Source organism: Providencia sp. 2023EL-00965 (genome assembly GCF_033550225.1).
In the GTDB taxonomy this organism is placed as follows: Bacteria; Pseudomonadota; Gammaproteobacteria; order Enterobacterales; family Enterobacteriaceae; genus Providencia; species Providencia manganoxydans.
Genome location: NZ_JAWUEH010000002.1, coordinates 204447 through 222217, shown reverse-complemented (window position 1 = coordinate 222217; position 17771 = coordinate 204447). Strand labels below are relative to the sequence as shown.

Below are 17771 nucleotides of genomic sequence, written 5' to 3'. Positions count from 1 at the left end.
TAAACATAATTTAGGTCAGTATTTTCAATTATTCCCAAAAATAGTACCTTTTTTCTTGCCATCCCTTACGTTTCATACACTTGCTATATTCTTGGTAGCGGCTATCTTTATTCACATCCAATACGTAGCTTTCTGTCGCCGGAACTTTTTCTTCGTAAGTTTCCGCTTTGCCACATTCATCACTTTTCTTACATCTTTTTGTAATCGTTTCATACACAGTGCGTTGTGCGACTTCGTTACGTACTGGAAATCGCTTAAAAGCATCAAATTCACACTGTGAATCAGCCTCTTGGTAAGTCCATTCAGGTGATCCTATAGGCTCCCATTTTGTCGATGAACAAGCAAAAAGTAATAAACTCATCACGATGACAATCAATTTCAAGATCTTATTCCTATGTATAATATAAAAAATAAACCACTTCCAGTATCAATAATAACCTTCATATCCCTGTGTTATAATCTGTTGATCACCACGATTAGGAGGTATGCATGCAGCATTATGAAGATATCGTAAAACAAGTTGATTCCCTACTCACTGAGAACTCAATTGTAAATATGAATATATTATTAGCTCAGCTTTCTCATGACGAATTATTAACCCAAGAACAACGTTTTGAGTTACAGCAACGATTGAGAAATGCTATTTTTAAACACCATGAGATTTAGCATAAGGAAAAACACATTACTCTCTATGTGACTAATATTGTTTGCGATGAATTATATTGGCGTGATTGATTGTGTCAATAAATAGACTTGATTAAGTGAAACATATAATCACTTGTTTATATTTGGTTAACGATACTGCCTAAAGATATCGTTAACCATTTAGTTATCTTTTATCTATTAGGCGCTATATTCAACTACTGTAGCGACCAATACATACACTTTTAGACTGAATACCCAGCACTTTAAGAAAGATATTACTACCAAAACCATTGAACATTTAAACCTATATTTAAATCACTTGTTTCATATTCCGCGGGCTTATAAAGAGGAACAGCAATAAACAGATCATAATTAAATATATTAAAATTTCCTCTAACACCTAGCGCACTCCCCAACAACTGATCATTTGAGTAAAGACCGATAGGATAAATATCACCAATTATGCGACCATAGTCTAATGCGTAATAAGGATAAATAGAGACATTAGGAAAGTAAAAATTAAACTCATTTCTAAAATAAAATCCTTTATCACCAATTAATGAGTACTCTTCATCAAAACCTCTCACTGTCCAACGATTTCCTAACGAAAATTGATCTTGAATCGTCAAGTTATCAGGGGTGTACTGAATAAACACTTGAGGGTTATAACTCATAACAAAGTTATCGAAAGAAAAAGGGATGACTGCATTGACATCAATAGTGATGATCCTTCCCATTTTACTCACATCACCATACTCCATATCCCAACTGGGTTTTGCTCCCAGCCATTGGACATTTCGTTGATAATTAATTGATGCATCAACTGTAGAGTTATTAATATTCTGGCGATGATTTAATCCTATATTAATATTAGTTAAATCTCTTTCTTGGGATAACAATGAAATATCTTCAAGGTGATATCTAGATTTTCGTTTCATTAACTGGAATGTTAATGAGTCTTTATAGGATTGCCCTCGCAAAAAAACATGACTTGCACTAAAATTTAAATATCGGTTTTCACCATAATATTTATAGCTCATAATACTATCATTGATTGTTTGCTTATAATTACTTTTACTTGCATATACGGAATACAACCAATAGTTATAAGGAACTGCATAATAAATTGCTTGGTTCTTAGTCGAATATCGCGCTCTATTTTCTAGGTTTTTACCCATTGAAACATAAATTGTATCATTTAATGAAGTTAAATTATTACCATATACAGTAACGCCAATTTGATTTTTTCCTGTTTGTCGACTTCCCGCATTATTAAGCCAACCACCAACATTAAAATATGATGACTGTACCCTTTCAATTTCAATATCTGTTGTTGAAAATTCTTTACCGGGCATTAATTCAATATTGGTTTTTACTCCGGGTATCCGCTCTAAATTCTCAAGCCCTTGTTCTAAATCTCTTAAATTTAAAACTTTGCCTTTCTCTGTGGGCATGGTATTAAACAACGAAATATATTCACTACTGTTGTCTGTTAATTTAATATTATCTACAGTACCGGGAATAATTTTTAATTTTAGCAAACCCTTACTAATATTTTGTTCAGGTATATTAACACGTGTCGTAACATAACCTATTTTAATAATTTTGTCTTGTAAACCTTTTGCTAACGTTTCCATACCATAAATACCAAGGCACTGCCCTACAGCTTGATCAACATACTGCTGTAACAAACGCATATTAGCAATTTTTCTTTCCGTATCAAGGTGTATTGATTTTATTTCATAACAATTTTGTTCTGGTTGAAAATATAATTTATCTTCTTTTATCTCGGCTTTATCATCCAAAACATCTTTAGTCGTTAACTGTGTTTGTTGATATCGTGATTTATCTTGAGATATTTGATTATTAATTTGTTGGTCTATTGGCTGTATTGGATCAGCATAAACCATAAACGCAAATACAGATAGCGATATAATCGTTAAACGTAAAAACATACATACCCTTAATTATTCTGAAAATATAGGGGAGCAAACTGCTCCCCTAAAATTAGGTATTAGTAATAACCTAAGGTGTTGAGTACTACTGTTCCACCAAGAATTTGACCATTTCTTTGTGAGTAGATTGTTGGACTATCAATTTGTGTTGTATTTACTGAACGAATAGTTCCATATTGGTTATTAACTGATTTAAACGATTTTATCATTGCGCTATTACCTGCATCGATAAGACCATAAGTATTCGTCATATTACCAACAGTGATATTCATATTATTTGAGGCTCTAACTGTTCCTCGGTTGTTTTGAAAATCATTTCTAACCGTGACATTAATATCACCTGTCACTTTTGCTTTTTGAGTGATATTGGCAAATACCAACCCATATTGGTTATCAAAGCTATTCGCCTTAATCGAAATACCACCATCACTGCTTTCTAAACCACCGGATTGGTTAATTAAACCAAAACGTGAGCTGACTTGCTTAAAGTTGTCACTATAACGGTTATATATTGTACCAGAATCAACGGTTAGTGATTTATTAGCATGAATATAACCAGACTGGTTATTTAATGAATCAGAAGTCATTTCTATCTCATTTGCTTTAATATAACCATACTGGTTAGATAACGCTGTCGCTGAGATATTCGCTTTACCATTTTCAAAAACGATAGAACCTGTATTAGTCAATCGTGATGATTTGACGTTTAAGTTTTTCTCTCCATTGATTGTTGCAACATTATCGTTATTGAGCGTTGTTGCCGTAATATTCATATCTCCACCCGCTTTGATCGTTGAAGATAAGTTATTGATGGTTGAACTATCAATGTTCATTGAACCTTTAGACTGAAGTGTTGCCTTACCGTTATTCCTCACTTCTAAACGATTACGAATGTCCATATTACGTTCAGCTGAAATGTTACCATAGTTATTAGTTAACTGATTCGATGAAATATTGATATCACGACCAGAAATAATTCCACGCCTATTCTGTTCATGTAGGTTATTTCTTAAATCGAAGCTATTAACTATTGCACCCGTAGTATTAATATTAATATCACCAGTTCGAGTTTGGATCGTACCATTTGTGTTAGCTACAGAGCCTGATTGAGTATCAATCGTATTGAATGCACTGACGATACCGTTATTATTATTAATCGAGTTGAGTGTCGCTAACTTAACGTTACCACCATTAGATACAATTTGGCCTTTCTGATTGTCAATATAACCATATCCGCTGGTAGTAATATCAATATCACTGTTTCCTGCAATACTACTGCGGTTTGTAATAGTACTTGCTGCTTTGATATTAATCTTACCTTGCGATTCAATTTTAAGCCCAGTATTAGTTACTTGGCCTGCTGAATTAATCACTAAACCACCGGTACCTGCTGAAATAACGCCATTATTTGTCACACCAACGCCATTCTCAGTGGTAACTAAGGTGATCTTATCAGCATACATTCCACCAATAGAGGAAGTATCAATACCGACTCGAGAAGTAGAACCGATGCCTCTGATCGCAGTAGTAAAACGATTGTCTGCATCCACAAAGTTACTGCCTGTCGTGATATTTATCTCTTTTGCACGAATATCACCACGAATAGCCACTGAACGAGCCAATAAATCCGTCGGTGAATCTGAACGTAGTGCACCATTAACAATGATTTGGCCTTTTTCAACGTTATAACCAACAATTGTGCCATCTGTTGCTTTAACTGCATTACCCGTTGTTAATGTTGCACGACTGGTATTAATAAAACCACAGCTATTACAAGTGATACCTGATGGGTTTGCGACGATAACTTGAGCCTTATCCCCCGCTACTTCAATTAATCCATTTAATGTACTGGCTCTATTAGAATTAACTTCATTCAAAATGACTTTTGCACTGCCACCAGCTAAATTAGCGTTACCATTGATTGTTCCACCTAATTGGGTCGTGGAAGAATCTTTGCTGTTATTCAAAATCACACCCGTCGGATCGACGTCAAAACTGTGATAAATATTGTGCGAGACACCTTTATCACTCGCTTTATTAATATTAACAATAGTTGGTCCATTAGGCTGTACTTGTACACCTGCACCATTAGTATTAATAATTGCTCCATGAGCAACAGAAGCAAAACCTAAAATAACAGACACACATAAGTAAATAGGCTTAATTTTCAGCATGGGCGTGCTGAAAACTTTATTTGTATTCTTTTTCATAATTAAATCCTAGATTGTTTATAGATAAAAACAAAAGAAAAAAGAAATAAAATCGCCCTAAGGCAAATGAATTATGGAATAAACAAAATTTAAAGAACAATTAAATAACCTAAAGTTAAATTATATAAAAATAACAGATAGATAAACTATTCAAAAGCTAACTATTTCAATAGAGAAATCATCAAAATAAGATATACAACTTTGAAATCAATCAGTTGAAATTTTTAAATTTTAAGGGAAGTGATGTTAAAGTGTTTTTTAATAGCGTAAAGAAAACCCCCAAAAAACATTAAAATAGATCATATATAAAATTATTTTTATGAATATTTATTAGTGTTATATTATTGCTTATTTACGCTGTTTTTAATTAAATAAACCATAGGTACCTTTATAATAAAAAAAAAACAGAGAATAATAAGTACATAAAAACAACGAAAAATAAAATTAAGATTAATCTCAAGAGAAAAATAGAAAATTATAGAGAATAAAATAATGAAACAATCACAATAAAAGCATTTTATTTAAATAACGCCATTTACATGTTTAATTAAAATTTAATTCTGGGTGATTTTTATTTACATAAGTAAATTATTTTCGGCTACTTATATTAATAGTCCTGAAATTAACAAGTAACAGCCTTATACTTTAAATAACTCGAGATGTAGGTAGGCGACAAACGAAGATAGGTGGGAGCATAAATAAACTATGTGACTCGATAAACCTCAATGTAGCCATCATACCTTAAGGAAAATCACGGTATCTCCATAGTATGACAAGTACATAGTTAAAATAACCAAGCGGATAGGCATACAGGCACCAACGAAATCAATTCAGTTAATTAGAACCTGTCAGCGAAGTGTGAAAAACAATGCTATTTTCTCACTTCGCCAGCAACCTAACATCTCACGATAATACCTGTAGTAAAGCGTAAGACTCTTAGAATTTATCTTGTTGTAAATAGGACCACGCATACTGAGCATAGAGTTCAGCGCCTGCGACCATTGCATCTTCATCGATATTAAAACGTCCGTGATGATGTGCCCACTGAGTGTCTTTATCAGGATTACCGGATCCTAATAGGGCGAAACAGCCAGGAATATTTTCAATATAGAAACTGAAGTCCTCACCGCCCGTAGTTGGTTTTTCAAATATTAATGTATCTTCACCAAACGCTTCAGTAATCACAGACTGTGCCAACAATGCACTTCGCTCTTCATTAATGACAGGTAATGTGCCGTAGGTATAAATCACCTCAGCTGTTGCTCCATACATTGCGGCAGTATGTTCTGCATAGCGACGGATTGCCGACTCAATGCGACTACGCGTTTCAATATTAAAGCAGCGTACCGTACCATCTAAGACCGCGTTTTCCGCAATAACATTAAAACGTGTACCAACATCCATTTTACCAATACTCACCACCGCAGACTCAAGCGGTGAGGTTTCTCGTGAAATCACGGCTTGTAAATTCATCACAAAAGAAGATGCAACAACCGCAGCATCAATGGTCGCTTCGGGCATAGAGCCGTGGCCCCCCCGACCTTTAAATTTGACAACAAGTAAATCAGCAGAAGCAAATGTGCCCCCGACATTACAAGAGATTTTTCCTGAAGGTGTGGTTGACCAGATATGCATACCGAATACGTTATCGACATTTTCAACTGCGCCTTGCCTTACCATTTCTTTCGCGCCTTGAGCTATCTCTTCAGCGGGTTGGAAAATAAGCCTGACATTACCACTCAGTTGTTCGCGTATATCGTAGAGGGCTTTCGCCGCAGTTAATAGCATGGAAGTATGTGCATCATGACCACATGCATGCATTTTTCCTTGATTTTGTGATTTATAATCTAATGAATCATTCAGCTCCAACACCGGTAGTGCATCAATATCGGCTCTTAGAGCAACCGTTTTACCTGATTTACCGCCTTTTATTTCAGCAATGATCCCTGTAGGCTCGGTGAGGCGATACTCAATCCCAATTTTAGCCAGTTCTTCTGCGATACGTTTAGTGGTACGTACCTCTTCCCAAGGCAATTCAGGATGTGAATGTAATTCACGACGAAAAGCGATCATTGCTGAGGTGTGTTTTTTAATTGCCTGAGTAATCGTTGTATTTACCATGTTTCTACCTTTACCTAAGAATACTTATTTTTAATTCAACACTCTGCTAGCGACCGAGCTGTCGCGAACATGACATCAACACCCCGTACAATTTGTTCATAATCAGTCCATTCATCAGGGTGATGACTTAACCCATTACGGCTTGGCACAAAAATTAATCCTGTTTGGGTAATGCCCGCAAATATCATTGTATCGTGCCCAGCACCACTCACCATTGTGCGGTATTGCAACCCTTGTTGAGCTGCATGCTGTACCATCAACTGATGAATATTTTCATTTAATACCGTTGGCGGAACATACAGTGGTTGAATGACATCACTTTGTATCGCTGATTGACGGCTTGCTTGCTCAACTAAATCAATAATTCGCTCAATGGTTTGTCGTAGTGCTTTATCATTTTTTGACCGAATATCAACGCTAAAAATCACTTCACTCGGGATCACATTCGCACCATTAGGTAGCACATTGAGCCGCCCTACTGTTGCAACCGTACCATCACCAGCCGCTATTGCTATTGCGGGGATCTGACCAATTATATGGCTCGCGCAAACTAATGCATCAGAACGCATATTCATCGGCGTAGTTCCAGCATGCCCCGCTTTACCATTTAGTTTCACTTCAAGTTGTGCAATACCCACGATTGTATCGACAATGCCAACATCTTCTTGTGCTTGCTCTAATATTGGCCCTTGTTCAATGTGTAATTCCAAAAAAGCTTTTACTTGGGAAGGATTAAGGATCGCCTCATCCGCTTTATCCGCATTAAAACCGGCCTCAGCCATACGTTTTGCCGCTGACACTCCCTGTCTATCTTTGAGTTGATATAACTCTTTAGTGCCAATTAAACCTGTGATCACGCTTGAAGCCATCAAACCTCTTCCAAAGCTTGTGCCTTCCTCCTCAACTAGTGCAATCACCTCAATAGGGTAACGCGGCTGTAGTTTTTGTTCACGGATGCGAGCAATCACGTCTAACCCACAAACAATACCCGCAGGCCCGTCGAAGGCACCTCCATGGGGAACTGAGTCAAAGTGCGAACCAATGATCACCGCAGGCAAATTAGGTTCAGAGCCTTCTAATCGTCCATAGATATTACCTATAGCGTCTTCCCTGACCTGTAAACCCAGCTGGCACATTTGCTGTTTTAAATAATTTCTCGCCTGTTTATCCTGCTCGCTATAACTCATACGCGTCGTACCTTGGCCCGGTGTCGCGGTATATTCAGCTAATTGCTCTAAATGACGTTGAATTCTTAATTTGCTCGTTTCCATTGTGTTATCCCGCAATTGGTGTAATAAAACCGACCATAATTCCAGCTAATACTACCGAAACCATCGTAACTGAAATAAATCCCCCCACTAACATTGGACCTAACATATGTGCCGTTAGGATCTGACGTTCTTTTTCATCTTTAGTGAGCGCATTAATCGCTTCGTTAGTAATAATATAATCAGCAGGAAAACCGTATAACGCAGTCAAGGAGACAGCAAATGCCATTTCTTTGGAAACACCAAGAATTTTACCGACTATCCATGATGCCAAATACATACCGATGACAGCTGCAACGATTAAAACAACCATTGGATAAACAAGGCGTAATAACATGTCTGGTGTAGCATGGTTTAAGGTATCAAATATAAATAACATCAGCGCCATAATTGCAAAACCGAAACCATTAGCCTTTTGTAGCGGCTGTCTTTCTAAAAATCCTAGCGATGATGCAATAACGCCAAATAATAAGCACAATACAAATGGACTGATACTAACAATTGGTGCGGCCCATGTTGAAACTAAATAAGCAAGGTAGCCTACCGCTGCAAGACGTAAGAATTTGAAATAGCTAGTATTATAGTGTGATGGGATTTTTTTGAATAAACGAGGCATTTCCTCATCAGAAGTGACTGTTTTGACTTCTACATCATCAGCCCCATCAACCGACAGCGATTCTTTCCATTGTCCGCTGCGATATTGGGTCAAAACCCGCCGGCCTTCACGTTTTAACATAACAGCAGTTAATGGATAACCCGCAAATCCTTGCATCACGTAAATAAGAATAGCAAAAACAGATAAGTCAATTAGCCCTGCATCCGCAGCACCTTTTGACATAATTAACGAAGAAACGATCCCACCAACTAATGGCGGAATAGCTACTAATACGGTATTAAGATCAAATAACACCATTCCAATGGCATAGATAAAAACAATAATGCCTAAAATACCCGACAAAGAAATTAAAATGGTTTTCCACTGACGTAACAATTCTTTTAATGATAATAGCGTTCCCATGTTGGTGATAAGTAAATACATCAATGTCACAGCAACGACCTGTGGTATTCCCGCAATACTGACAATATTTTTAGGGAAAAATGTCCAATAACCTAATAAAAATAAGACAGCACATACAAACACTGAAGGGATCCATGCTTTAGTTCTCACTGCAATCGCATCCCCGATATACAAAATCAAAACTATAATAAACAGCGCTAACATCTGCGACATAACTTTTCCCCGTCTATATCTGTTTAAAATTCAATTTTTTATAGATTATAAATTTTATTATTTATGATTAGAGGTGATATACGACACCATTTAGTATGGTATTTGGTCACAATAAAGATGATTTATCTAAAAGCGATTAAAAGCATACCAAAATTCATAATATCATCGAAAATCAATATGTATAGATAACCCACTGAAGAGGTCACAAATTACAAAATAGAAAGCTACTAAGCTTAACAGTGATAAATCATAGCCGATCGGCATATGACATTAGAATTGACTAACAATTAGTTAACATATCGATGTGATATCGCTAATTTATAAAAAAAATCAAATGATAATTTTTTGGTTTGTTTTTTAAACAGTGAAATTATATTCTGTCGAAAAGCGCTATATATTTAAAAGGTATACTCGCTATTTTGGAAAACGAATTATTTTATAAAAGAATTAATGAATTTATCCCAAACAATCTACTTTATTCAGTATTGAGTGTAATCAATACCTAAAATAGGTTTTCCACTAATAACAGCGCCCTCTCCTTTAAATAATTTTAGAGGCCGCTAGGTAACAACTGAACGAGTCTCTAGGCACCTAAAAAATAGGTAATAGCTACGATCAAATACAATCAACATATCTTAATGAAAGGCGCTGCAACCTGAAGCATGCCCGCTAAATATGCAATATAAGCGCATACCTCATCGTTTATTTAACGGGTATCGTTACCAAACACTCAATCAAAAATTCATTGCTTAATCACTGCTGAGCAAGCCAGTGATGGCATAACATACCTAAAAAAGTAAAAATTAGTGCCCCGATAACATGAATAGCAATCGTGCTCAGTGCCACCAGTAATTTTCCTTCTTGTATTTGCACTAAGACTTCCAATGAAAACGTTGAAAATGTAGTAAACGCGCCACAAAAACCGGTCACAATAAACAGTTTATAGGCAGGACTGATACTGGCATTGGCAAAATAAGAAATCGCAAAGCCAATGATAAATCCCCCGACAAGATTGACAAATACAGTTCCCATTGGAATATTTGGATAGAGATGATTGAGTTTTAGACTGATAAACCATCTTAACCAACCACCTAAAACAGAGCCTAGCGCGATAGAAAAAAGAGCTGCATACATAGCGGGATCCCCTAGTGTTATCATGGGGAAATAAATGCGCGGATATATTAACATTTATGCCCCAATAATTAGGGCACATAATACCTACGTACCCCATCAATTGAAAAGGTTAACGTAGGCATCATCAGCCCATTAAGGGCGGTTTTTCACGGGAGGAATGCCATCTCCTGCAATTAGATTACAGCTAATTAATTATAAGGTAAATAGTGGATTATTGTATAATTTATTCACTCGTTGAACAGCACCTATACACTATATAAGTGCTGATTGTGACATCAACTTAGTTGAGCAAATATTAATAAGGCAATCATCACAGTAATAGCACCGCCAATTCGTGTAGATATTTGAGCAAACGGCAATAACGTCATACGTTCAGCTGCGGTTAAAATAGCAATATCACCAGTTCCACCTAAACCACTATGGCACGCCGTAACAATCCCCGCTTCGACAGGATACATACCCATTTTTTTAGCCATGAGAAAACCAACTAAGGCTAACGTCGCTACAGTCACAAAAATAGTAATTAATATTGTTGGATGGAATGCAGCAACTAATTCGCTCCAGTGTGTCACCGCAACTGAGTTCGCAAATAATAATGGGTATGTCACACTCGCTAAGAAAAATTGAAATAACGTCTTTGCTCCCTGTTCAAGCGGAGCAGGAATTAAATTACTCAGCTTTAATATTACTGCAAGAAAGAGCATGCATACTGGACCTGGTAGGCCAAATAATGCATGTAACAGAACACCAGCTAAATAAAGTGTAATCGCACACATACCTGCGCTAATAACCCAATTAACATCAATAATACCTTTTACCTCTTGTTTATTTCCTGCCAGTAAATTATCACCAGTCACCTGTAACTGCCCATTTCCTGTTAGATGTGGATAACGGCGACCGATCATGTTTAAAAAACCACAAATAATAATTGCGAACAAGTTAGCAACTAATATCACAGGCAATAATTGTGCAAGTACTTTTCCAGAATCAATCCCCATGATTTCAGAATATCCAACCGATAATGGAATGGCACCTTCCCCTAATCCCCCACCCATTACTGGCGTACTAATAAAGAATACGATTTGTTTTAAATCTAAACCACAAGCAAGCCCAACTAACCCACCAATAATAAAGGCAAGTATTGAACCAATAAATAATGGTAAGAAAATCTTAGCAAACCCTTTTAATATAAGATTTCTATCCATAGTAAAAATACTACCAACGACTACTGAAGAAACAAACAAGTAAATAAAATTGCTGGACTTGGTAAATGATGTAATCGGCTCGACCAATGTTTGTGGAATAACATTAATACTCACTAAATATGATGGAAGAAATGCAGCAATGATTGCGGATCCGCCCATTTTACCTAAATAAGGAATGCGTTTACCGATTTCCGCACAAGTTGCTCCACCTAATCCCAATATTGCTATCATAGTAGGTAAATCAGTACCTATTTTCTTCACTGACATAATGCCAGCCACTAGCAACAATAATAATAGATAGACAGGTAACGGAATAAATCCCACTTTATAGTTAAATACTTTGACCAAAGTCTGTGGTGGTGATGCAGCAATATTATGTTGTGTCATGGTGACCTCTTTATATTATTTGTATGAGTGTTACCGATTTTTGTAGGGTGATGCGAGATCTTTTATGCGATCGCACCTTTTTGTCGCAACATGGATATTTTTTGCTCGTCAAATCCAAGTTCGCTCAAAATTTCATGACTGTGCTCCCCCAATTTAGGAGCGGGGAAACGCCAAACACCGGGTGTTGAGGAATATCGAGGTAAAATATTTGGCATACTCAACGATCCAAAATCATCGTCTGCTACAGATAGATGAACTTGGCGATGAATAAAATGTGGGTCATTAACAATATCATCAATACTATAAACAGGGCCAACAGTGACGCCTGCTTCTCGAACTAGCTCAAGTGCTTCTGCGCGGTTTCTTTGTGCAAACCAATCAGCGATAATGATATCCAGTTGTTCACGATTTTTAACTCGTGCACTGTTATCACAAAATCGAGGGTCATCCGCAAACTCACTGTGTCCAATTAAGTCAAAAAAACGTAATGCCATGGTTTGCGTTGAGCCTGAAAGTGCGACATATTTTCCGTCACGGCAACAATAAACATTTCTTGGAGCGCTAGTATTAGACGCGCTACCAATGCGCTGCTTAATCAAACCGGTTTTTTCATAAATAGCCGCCTCTGGACCCAAAACCGAGTAGATAGATTCTAACAGTGATAAATCAATTACTTGTCCTTGAGAAAGTTGCCTAAATCGAGCAAATAGTGCTGTCGTAACCGCATTTGCACCATACACGCCTGTGATCATATCAGCCAATGCAAGCGGTGGTAATACAGGCTCTCGATCCGCAAAACCAGTTCGATGAGCAAAACCACTCATAGCTTCCACTAATGTGCCAAACCCTGGCTGTTGTGCGTAGGGACCGGTTTGCCCAAAACCGGAGATACGCACAATGATTAATTGGGGATTGTGCTGATACAAAACCTCGGGTGAAAGCCCCATTTTTTCAAGTGTCCCAGGGCGATAGTTTTCAATAAAGACATCAGCTTGCTTCAATAATTCTAATAGTATCGCCTTGCCTTCATCATCACGTACGTTTAAGGCAATAGAACGCTTATTTCTAGCATAGACTTTCCAAAAATATGAATCGCCCTCTTCTTTCCATGCCCGAAGAGGATCCCCTTTAATTGGCTCGATTTTTATAACATCCGCGCCCGCATCTCCCAGCTGCAATGACAACATATTACCCGCGACTAAACGTGATATATCGATAACGCGGATCCCTTGTAGTGCTCCTTTCGTTTGTGGATTAAACTCCTGAATTTTTGTATTATTTTTATTCATTATTCAACTTCCTTTTGCTGATATTTTTTTATTTGCTCAACAACCGCGTATGCTTGAGCGAGATAAGGCGCATCAATCATTTTTCCCTGATATTGACTAGCACCGTGCTGACTATTTTTTGCGGTCTCAATAATGGCTAATGCCTGTTCTACTTCTTGCTCAGTTGGCATAAAAATACGATTTGCCAATACAATTTGAGTTGGATGAATGCAAGACTTGCCTGTGTATCCAAGATTTTTTGCTGCTTGCGCATCCGCGATAAAACCTTCACTGTCGTGGATATCAGGCCAAGCCGAATCCCAAACCGCTAACTGATGTTCGGCTGCCGCCATTTTTAGCTGTAATCGGATATATTGGCGTATTGACATATCCGTAGTCGTGATATTAAAAGGGGCTAATAAATCGCCAAACCCCAGCTGTAAAGCCACTAATTGTTCAGAGGAACCCGCTATTTCATGGGCATTGCGTAATCCTTTTGGAGTTTCTATTGTGCCAAGTATCGCTAGCTTATTTTTTAATCCCTTTTTGGCAGCAATAACATTAATACGCTCAGCTAATTCAATAATTTGTTCTTTTGACTCAACTTTTGGAAGGTTAATAATTTGAATATTAGGATGAACTGCAACTTGTAAGTCGGCGCGAATATCATCACTTTCTAATGAGTTGATACGAACAATTAAATCTTTTGTTTGTGATTGAGAATTTAATGGCATTTGATCGAGAAACTGAGATAAAAACTTTCTTGCTTCAGGTCTATCTTCAGGCTTCACTGCATCTTCAAGATCGAAGCTAACCGAATCAGATGCACTAGTTAGCGCCTTACGATAAAGTTCAGGCCTTGATGCAGGCACAAATAATTTGCTACGCATAATTCACCCGATGTTATGTATTTGTAAAAAAGAAATGTATTTACAACCACTGTACTCAGCCATTAAAGTAAACAAAACATTGTTTTTCTACTTTCAAACTCAACAAAAAGTTAATTATGAATATTCGATTCTTAGAAACTTTTCTCTGTATTGTTGAAGAAGGCTCCGTTGCTTCTGCCGCACGTAAATTGCATTTAACAGCAACGGCCATGGCACAGAGAATCAAAGCATTAGAGGATGAGATTGGCGTAGCACTGCTTTATCGAACAGGCCGTACAATGCAAGTCACGCCTGAAGGGAAAGCCATTCTTCCTAAAGTCAGGGAATTAATTGCAGGAAGTAAGGCCTTAAAACAGCTAGCCTCAATGCAAGATGTTGCAGGAGAGCTTCGGATTGGCGTCTTACCAACCTTATTGTCAATGTTGGTTCCTGATGTCTTAACGCATTTAAACGAACAGTTTCCGCAGTTAGTTTTATCAATTGAATTAGGGTTTTCCAGTGGTTTGTACCGACAATTGGCAAATGATGAAATCGATCTTGCTTTGCTAGTAACACCACTATTTCCTCTTAGTAAAGAATATTGTTGGTTACACCATCATCAAGAAAAATTTGTCGTCGTCGCCCCCGCAACATTAAAAGGCCGTACGGCTCATGACTTGCTAAAAACAGAGCCATTTATTCGCTATCACCAACAATCATGGGGTGGGATTGTTGCTGACCGCTATTTGCAATCACAAAATATTCAGGTAAATAAACGTTTTGATTTAAATACACTTGATGCGATTGTGTCACTTGTCAGTAGTGGCTGTGGTATTTCATTAATACCAGACTGGCAGCCGCTATTTAGTGATAGGAAAAATATCATTAAATTTCCATTACCTGAACCTGCTCCTAGCCGCGACATTGGTATTTTATACAAATATAATTCAGCTAAAAAAAACCTTATTGCCCCCGTCATTGAGCAATTGTTTCTTGATAAAAATGAAGAAAAATAGTTTGAACTGTTAATTTATTGTGATGTTTTTAAAGTGACAGATAGCTCAGTATCGATTTCTTCCTTTAACTCAGTGAAATATATAAATTTGAGTTTAAATAGCGCATAATATTTTCATCGCAGAACAAAACCATGTTACCTGCTTTTTTCATGCGTAGAGTCAGAAATCAACAATAATAAGCTCAGCATGAAACCATGTTAATTGTATAGGTTAAGCGTAAAAATGGATAAAAACCGCACTTTATTGAAAATTGATGATATTGGGTATTCTATTGATGGTAAGACCATATTGGAGCATGTCCAATTTGAATTAAAATTAGGCGAGTTTAAGCTAATTACAGGCCCTTCAGGCTGTGGGAAAAGTACACTATTAAAGATAGTTGCATCATTGTTGCCTCCTACTTCAGGAACAATTCTATTTGATGGCCGTGATTATGCATCTATATCACCTGAAGAGTATCGACAACAAGTTTCCTATTGCACCCAAACGCCATCTTTGTTTGGCAATACTGTCTATGATAATTTATTTTTCCCCTATAAAATTCGAAAACTAAATTTTGACAAAGCTAAAATATTGCATGACCTAAATTACTTTTCACTACCTGAATCTATCTTAGAAAAAGGAATAAATGAGTTATCGGGGGGTGAAAAACAGCGTGTTTCACTAATTCGTAATCTCCAATTCTTACCGAAGGTATTACTACTGGATGAAATCACCAGTGCATTAGATGAAGCAAATAAAGTCAAAGTTAATGAGCTGATCCATCAATATACAACTCAGCAGGGTATTGCTGTTTTATGGGTAACTCACGATCAAGATGAAATTATGCATGCAGATGACGTCATCACTCTTCCCATCCATAATCAAGAAAATAGGAATTAAACATGCACCAACCCACTATCACCAATGAGTCCTTGGGTTTTTCTATTATGCTTGTTCTGGTTGCAATATTTATCAGCCATAAAGAAAAACTCGCTCTAGAAAAAGACATTATTTGGAGTACGTTGCGTGCCATCATCCAACTATTAATTGTCGGTTATATCCTTAAGTATATTTTTCAGGTCGACCATGAAATACTCACCATCGCAATGGTTATGTTTATCTGTTTTAATGCGGCATGGAATGCGAAAAAACGCAGTAAATACATAGATAAAATTTTCGGCACTGCCTTTATCGCAATTACTTCAGGGACATTCCTAACCTTAATCATATTAATCACCAGTAAAGCCATTGCTTTCACACCAATGCAAGTGATCCCAATTACAGGTATGATTGCGGGTAATGCAATGATCGCTGTAGGTCTTTGTTTTAATAACTTAGGGCAACGTTTTAACAGTCAGCAACAACAAATACAAGAAATGCTAAGTCTAGGTGCAACGCCTAAAATTGCTTCAGCATCAATTATTCGTGAAAGTATTCGTGCATCGCTGATCCCAACTGTCGATTCTGCGAAAACAGTCGGTATTGTTAGCTTACCGGGTATGATGTCAGGATTAATATTTGCAGGTGTTGACCCGCTAGAAGCGGTAAAATATCAGATTATGGTCACTTTTATGTTATTGGCAACAGCAAGTTTATCAACTATTTTAGCTGGCTATATGACATATATTAAATTTTACAATGAGCGCCACCAACTGCTTATTAATACATTGAATAAGTAATATTATCAGACGCTTGATAACATTACTTGTTATCAAGCGTTCCTAATCTCTTTTAATTCTATGAAAAATCGCTCATTCGACTAACAAAAAACCTGATAAAGCTTCTTTAATCGGCAAACTTATTTTTAATAAAAAACGCGACCTTTTGTATTAATGTAAAATAATAACGTCAATTTTGTTTGTTTTTTGTTAAAACACTTCCATACCAAGCTATTATTAAGCGCAATACTTTACCCAGAGATTTTCTATAACCGAAAGTGGTAATAAATCATCATCGCCTTCAACCAAAGGAAATGACAGAACAGCTCGTCCATCTTTACTATGATATGCTTTTACTATAAATCTTTTATAGCCTTCTATTTTTGCATTTTTTATTCTTAACACCTTACCACAAACATAACCGACTTCGCCTTTATCTGCGGTTACTCTGATAAGATTATATTTTACATGCTTAAATGATGCCGACTCAGGGTAAGATAAATAATCTTCAACATTGTATTCAGCCAGTTTGATCACATCTGGTTGTGGCTTATAATAGATAGTTACGCCTAATAAAAATGAGCACCCAATAAGTAATGCCATCGTAAGCAGCTTAACGATATTCATATCTTGTACTCTTCAAAATAATTAATCATTTTATTCATAATCAATTTTTACAGAAAAAATATACGATACCTTTTGGATTAAAATAATCTCATCCTCTCACTTCTGATATATGTCAGTTATCGCGATCACAACTTAAATTGTTCTTATATTTCTATCACTAAAAATAATTACAACACCTACAGAATTATGGCTAAA

At 36.7% G+C, this 17771-nt stretch carries 15 protein-coding genes and 1 riboswitch; of the genes, 4 read left to right on the top strand and 11 right to left on the bottom strand.

Annotated features, from left to right (window positions below):
* Nucleotides 1-28 precede the first annotated feature (28 nt).
* On the bottom strand, nt 29-382 hold the full coding sequence (locus SC428_RS03795; protein ID WP_233445700.1) for a hypothetical protein: 354 nt from the start codon (nt 380-382) through the stop codon (nt 29-31).
* 107 nt (nt 383-489) lie between these two features.
* On the opposite strand from SC428_RS03795, the gene SC428_RS03790 reads away from it, so the two are divergent.
* Nucleotides 490-666: a DUF2526 family protein gene (locus tag SC428_RS03790; protein ID WP_139158625.1), complete on the top strand. Its 177-nt coding sequence runs from the start codon at nt 490-492 to the stop codon at nt 664-666.
* 257 nt (nt 667-923) lie between these two features.
* Here SC428_RS03790 and SC428_RS03785 read toward each other — a convergent pair whose 3' ends face one another.
* The 9 genes from SC428_RS03785 to SC428_RS03745 all read right to left on the bottom strand — a co-directional run bounded on the left by SC428_RS03785 (nt 924) and on the right by SC428_RS03745 (nt 14314).
* Complete coding sequence (locus SC428_RS03785) at nt 924-2600, bottom strand: ShlB/FhaC/HecB family hemolysin secretion/activation protein (protein ID WP_140186683.1); 1677 nt, start codon at nt 2598-2600, stop codon at nt 924-926.
* Between the two features lie 59 nt (nt 2601-2659).
* Nucleotides 2660-4810, bottom strand: coding sequence for a filamentous hemagglutinin N-terminal domain-containing protein (locus tag SC428_RS03780; protein WP_070925480.1), 2151 nt, complete (start codon nt 4808-4810; stop codon nt 2660-2662).
* Nucleotides 4811-5746: 936 nt separating this feature from the next.
* Nucleotides 5747-6931: a M20 family metallopeptidase gene (locus SC428_RS03775; RefSeq protein ID WP_140181347.1), complete on the bottom strand. Its 1185-nt coding sequence runs from the start codon at nt 6929-6931 to the stop codon at nt 5747-5749.
* Nucleotides 6932-6966: 35 nt separating this feature from the next.
* Nucleotides 6967-8202, bottom strand: coding sequence for a Zn-dependent hydrolase (locus tag SC428_RS03770; protein ID WP_140186681.1), 1236 nt, complete (start codon nt 8200-8202; stop codon nt 6967-6969).
* A 4-nt stretch (nt 8203-8206) separates the two neighbouring features.
* Nucleotides 8207-9430, bottom strand: a complete 1224-nt coding sequence (locus SC428_RS03765; protein WP_070925483.1) for a hypothetical protein — start codon at nt 9428-9430, stop codon at nt 8207-8209.
* Between the two features lie 753 nt (nt 9431-10183).
* Nucleotides 10184-10564: a fluoride efflux transporter CrcB gene (gene crcB / locus SC428_RS03760; protein WP_318706163.1), complete on the bottom strand. Its 381-nt coding sequence runs from the start codon at nt 10562-10564 to the stop codon at nt 10184-10186.
* 108 nt (nt 10565-10672) lie between these two features.
* Nucleotides 10673-10741, bottom strand: a riboswitch (Fluoride riboswitch).
* Nucleotides 10742-10839: 98 nt separating this feature from the next.
* On the bottom strand, nt 10840-12156 hold the full coding sequence (locus tag SC428_RS03755; protein WP_318705855.1) for a 2-hydroxycarboxylate transporter family protein: 1317 nt from the start codon (nt 12154-12156) through the stop codon (nt 10840-10842).
* 62 nt (nt 12157-12218) lie between these two features.
* On the bottom strand, nt 12219-13445 hold the full coding sequence (locus SC428_RS03750) for a CoA transferase (RefSeq protein WP_318705854.1): 1227 nt from the start codon (nt 13443-13445) through the stop codon (nt 12219-12221).
* The gene (locus tag SC428_RS03745) at nt 13445-14314 is read right to left on the bottom strand and encodes a CoA ester lyase (RefSeq protein ID WP_318705853.1); all 870 of its coding nucleotides are present in this window, start codon (nt 14312-14314) and stop codon (nt 13445-13447) included. Before SC428_RS03745 ends, SC428_RS03750 begins: the two co-directional genes overlap by 1 nt.
* A gap of 116 nt (nt 14315-14430) precedes the next feature.
* On the opposite strand from SC428_RS03745, the gene SC428_RS03740 reads away from it, so the two are divergent.
* The 3 genes from SC428_RS03740 (at nt 14431) to fetB (ending at nt 16970) form a co-directional block, all read left to right on the top strand.
* Nucleotides 14431-15309: a LysR family transcriptional regulator gene (locus tag SC428_RS03740; RefSeq protein ID WP_070925487.1), complete on the top strand. Its 879-nt coding sequence runs from the start codon at nt 14431-14433 to the stop codon at nt 15307-15309.
* A 222-nt stretch (nt 15310-15531) separates the two neighbouring features.
* Nucleotides 15532-16191 carry an iron efflux ABC transporter ATP-binding subunit FetA gene (fetA, locus tag SC428_RS03735; RefSeq protein ID WP_070925488.1) on the top strand — a complete coding sequence of 220 codons (660 nt, stop codon included), beginning with the start codon at nt 15532-15534 and terminating at the stop codon, nt 16189-16191.
* A gap of 2 nt (nt 16192-16193) precedes the next feature.
* Complete coding sequence (gene fetB / locus SC428_RS03730; RefSeq protein WP_070925489.1) at nt 16194-16970, top strand: iron efflux ABC transporter permease subunit FetB; 777 nt, start codon at nt 16194-16196, stop codon at nt 16968-16970.
* Nucleotides 16971-17186: 216 nt separating this feature from the next.
* On the opposite strand, the gene SC428_RS03725 is transcribed toward fetB, so the two are convergent.
* Nucleotides 17187-17576, bottom strand: a complete 390-nt coding sequence (locus SC428_RS03725) for a hypothetical protein (protein WP_283125857.1) — start codon at nt 17574-17576, stop codon at nt 17187-17189.
* Nucleotides 17577-17771: the final 195 nt, after the last annotated feature.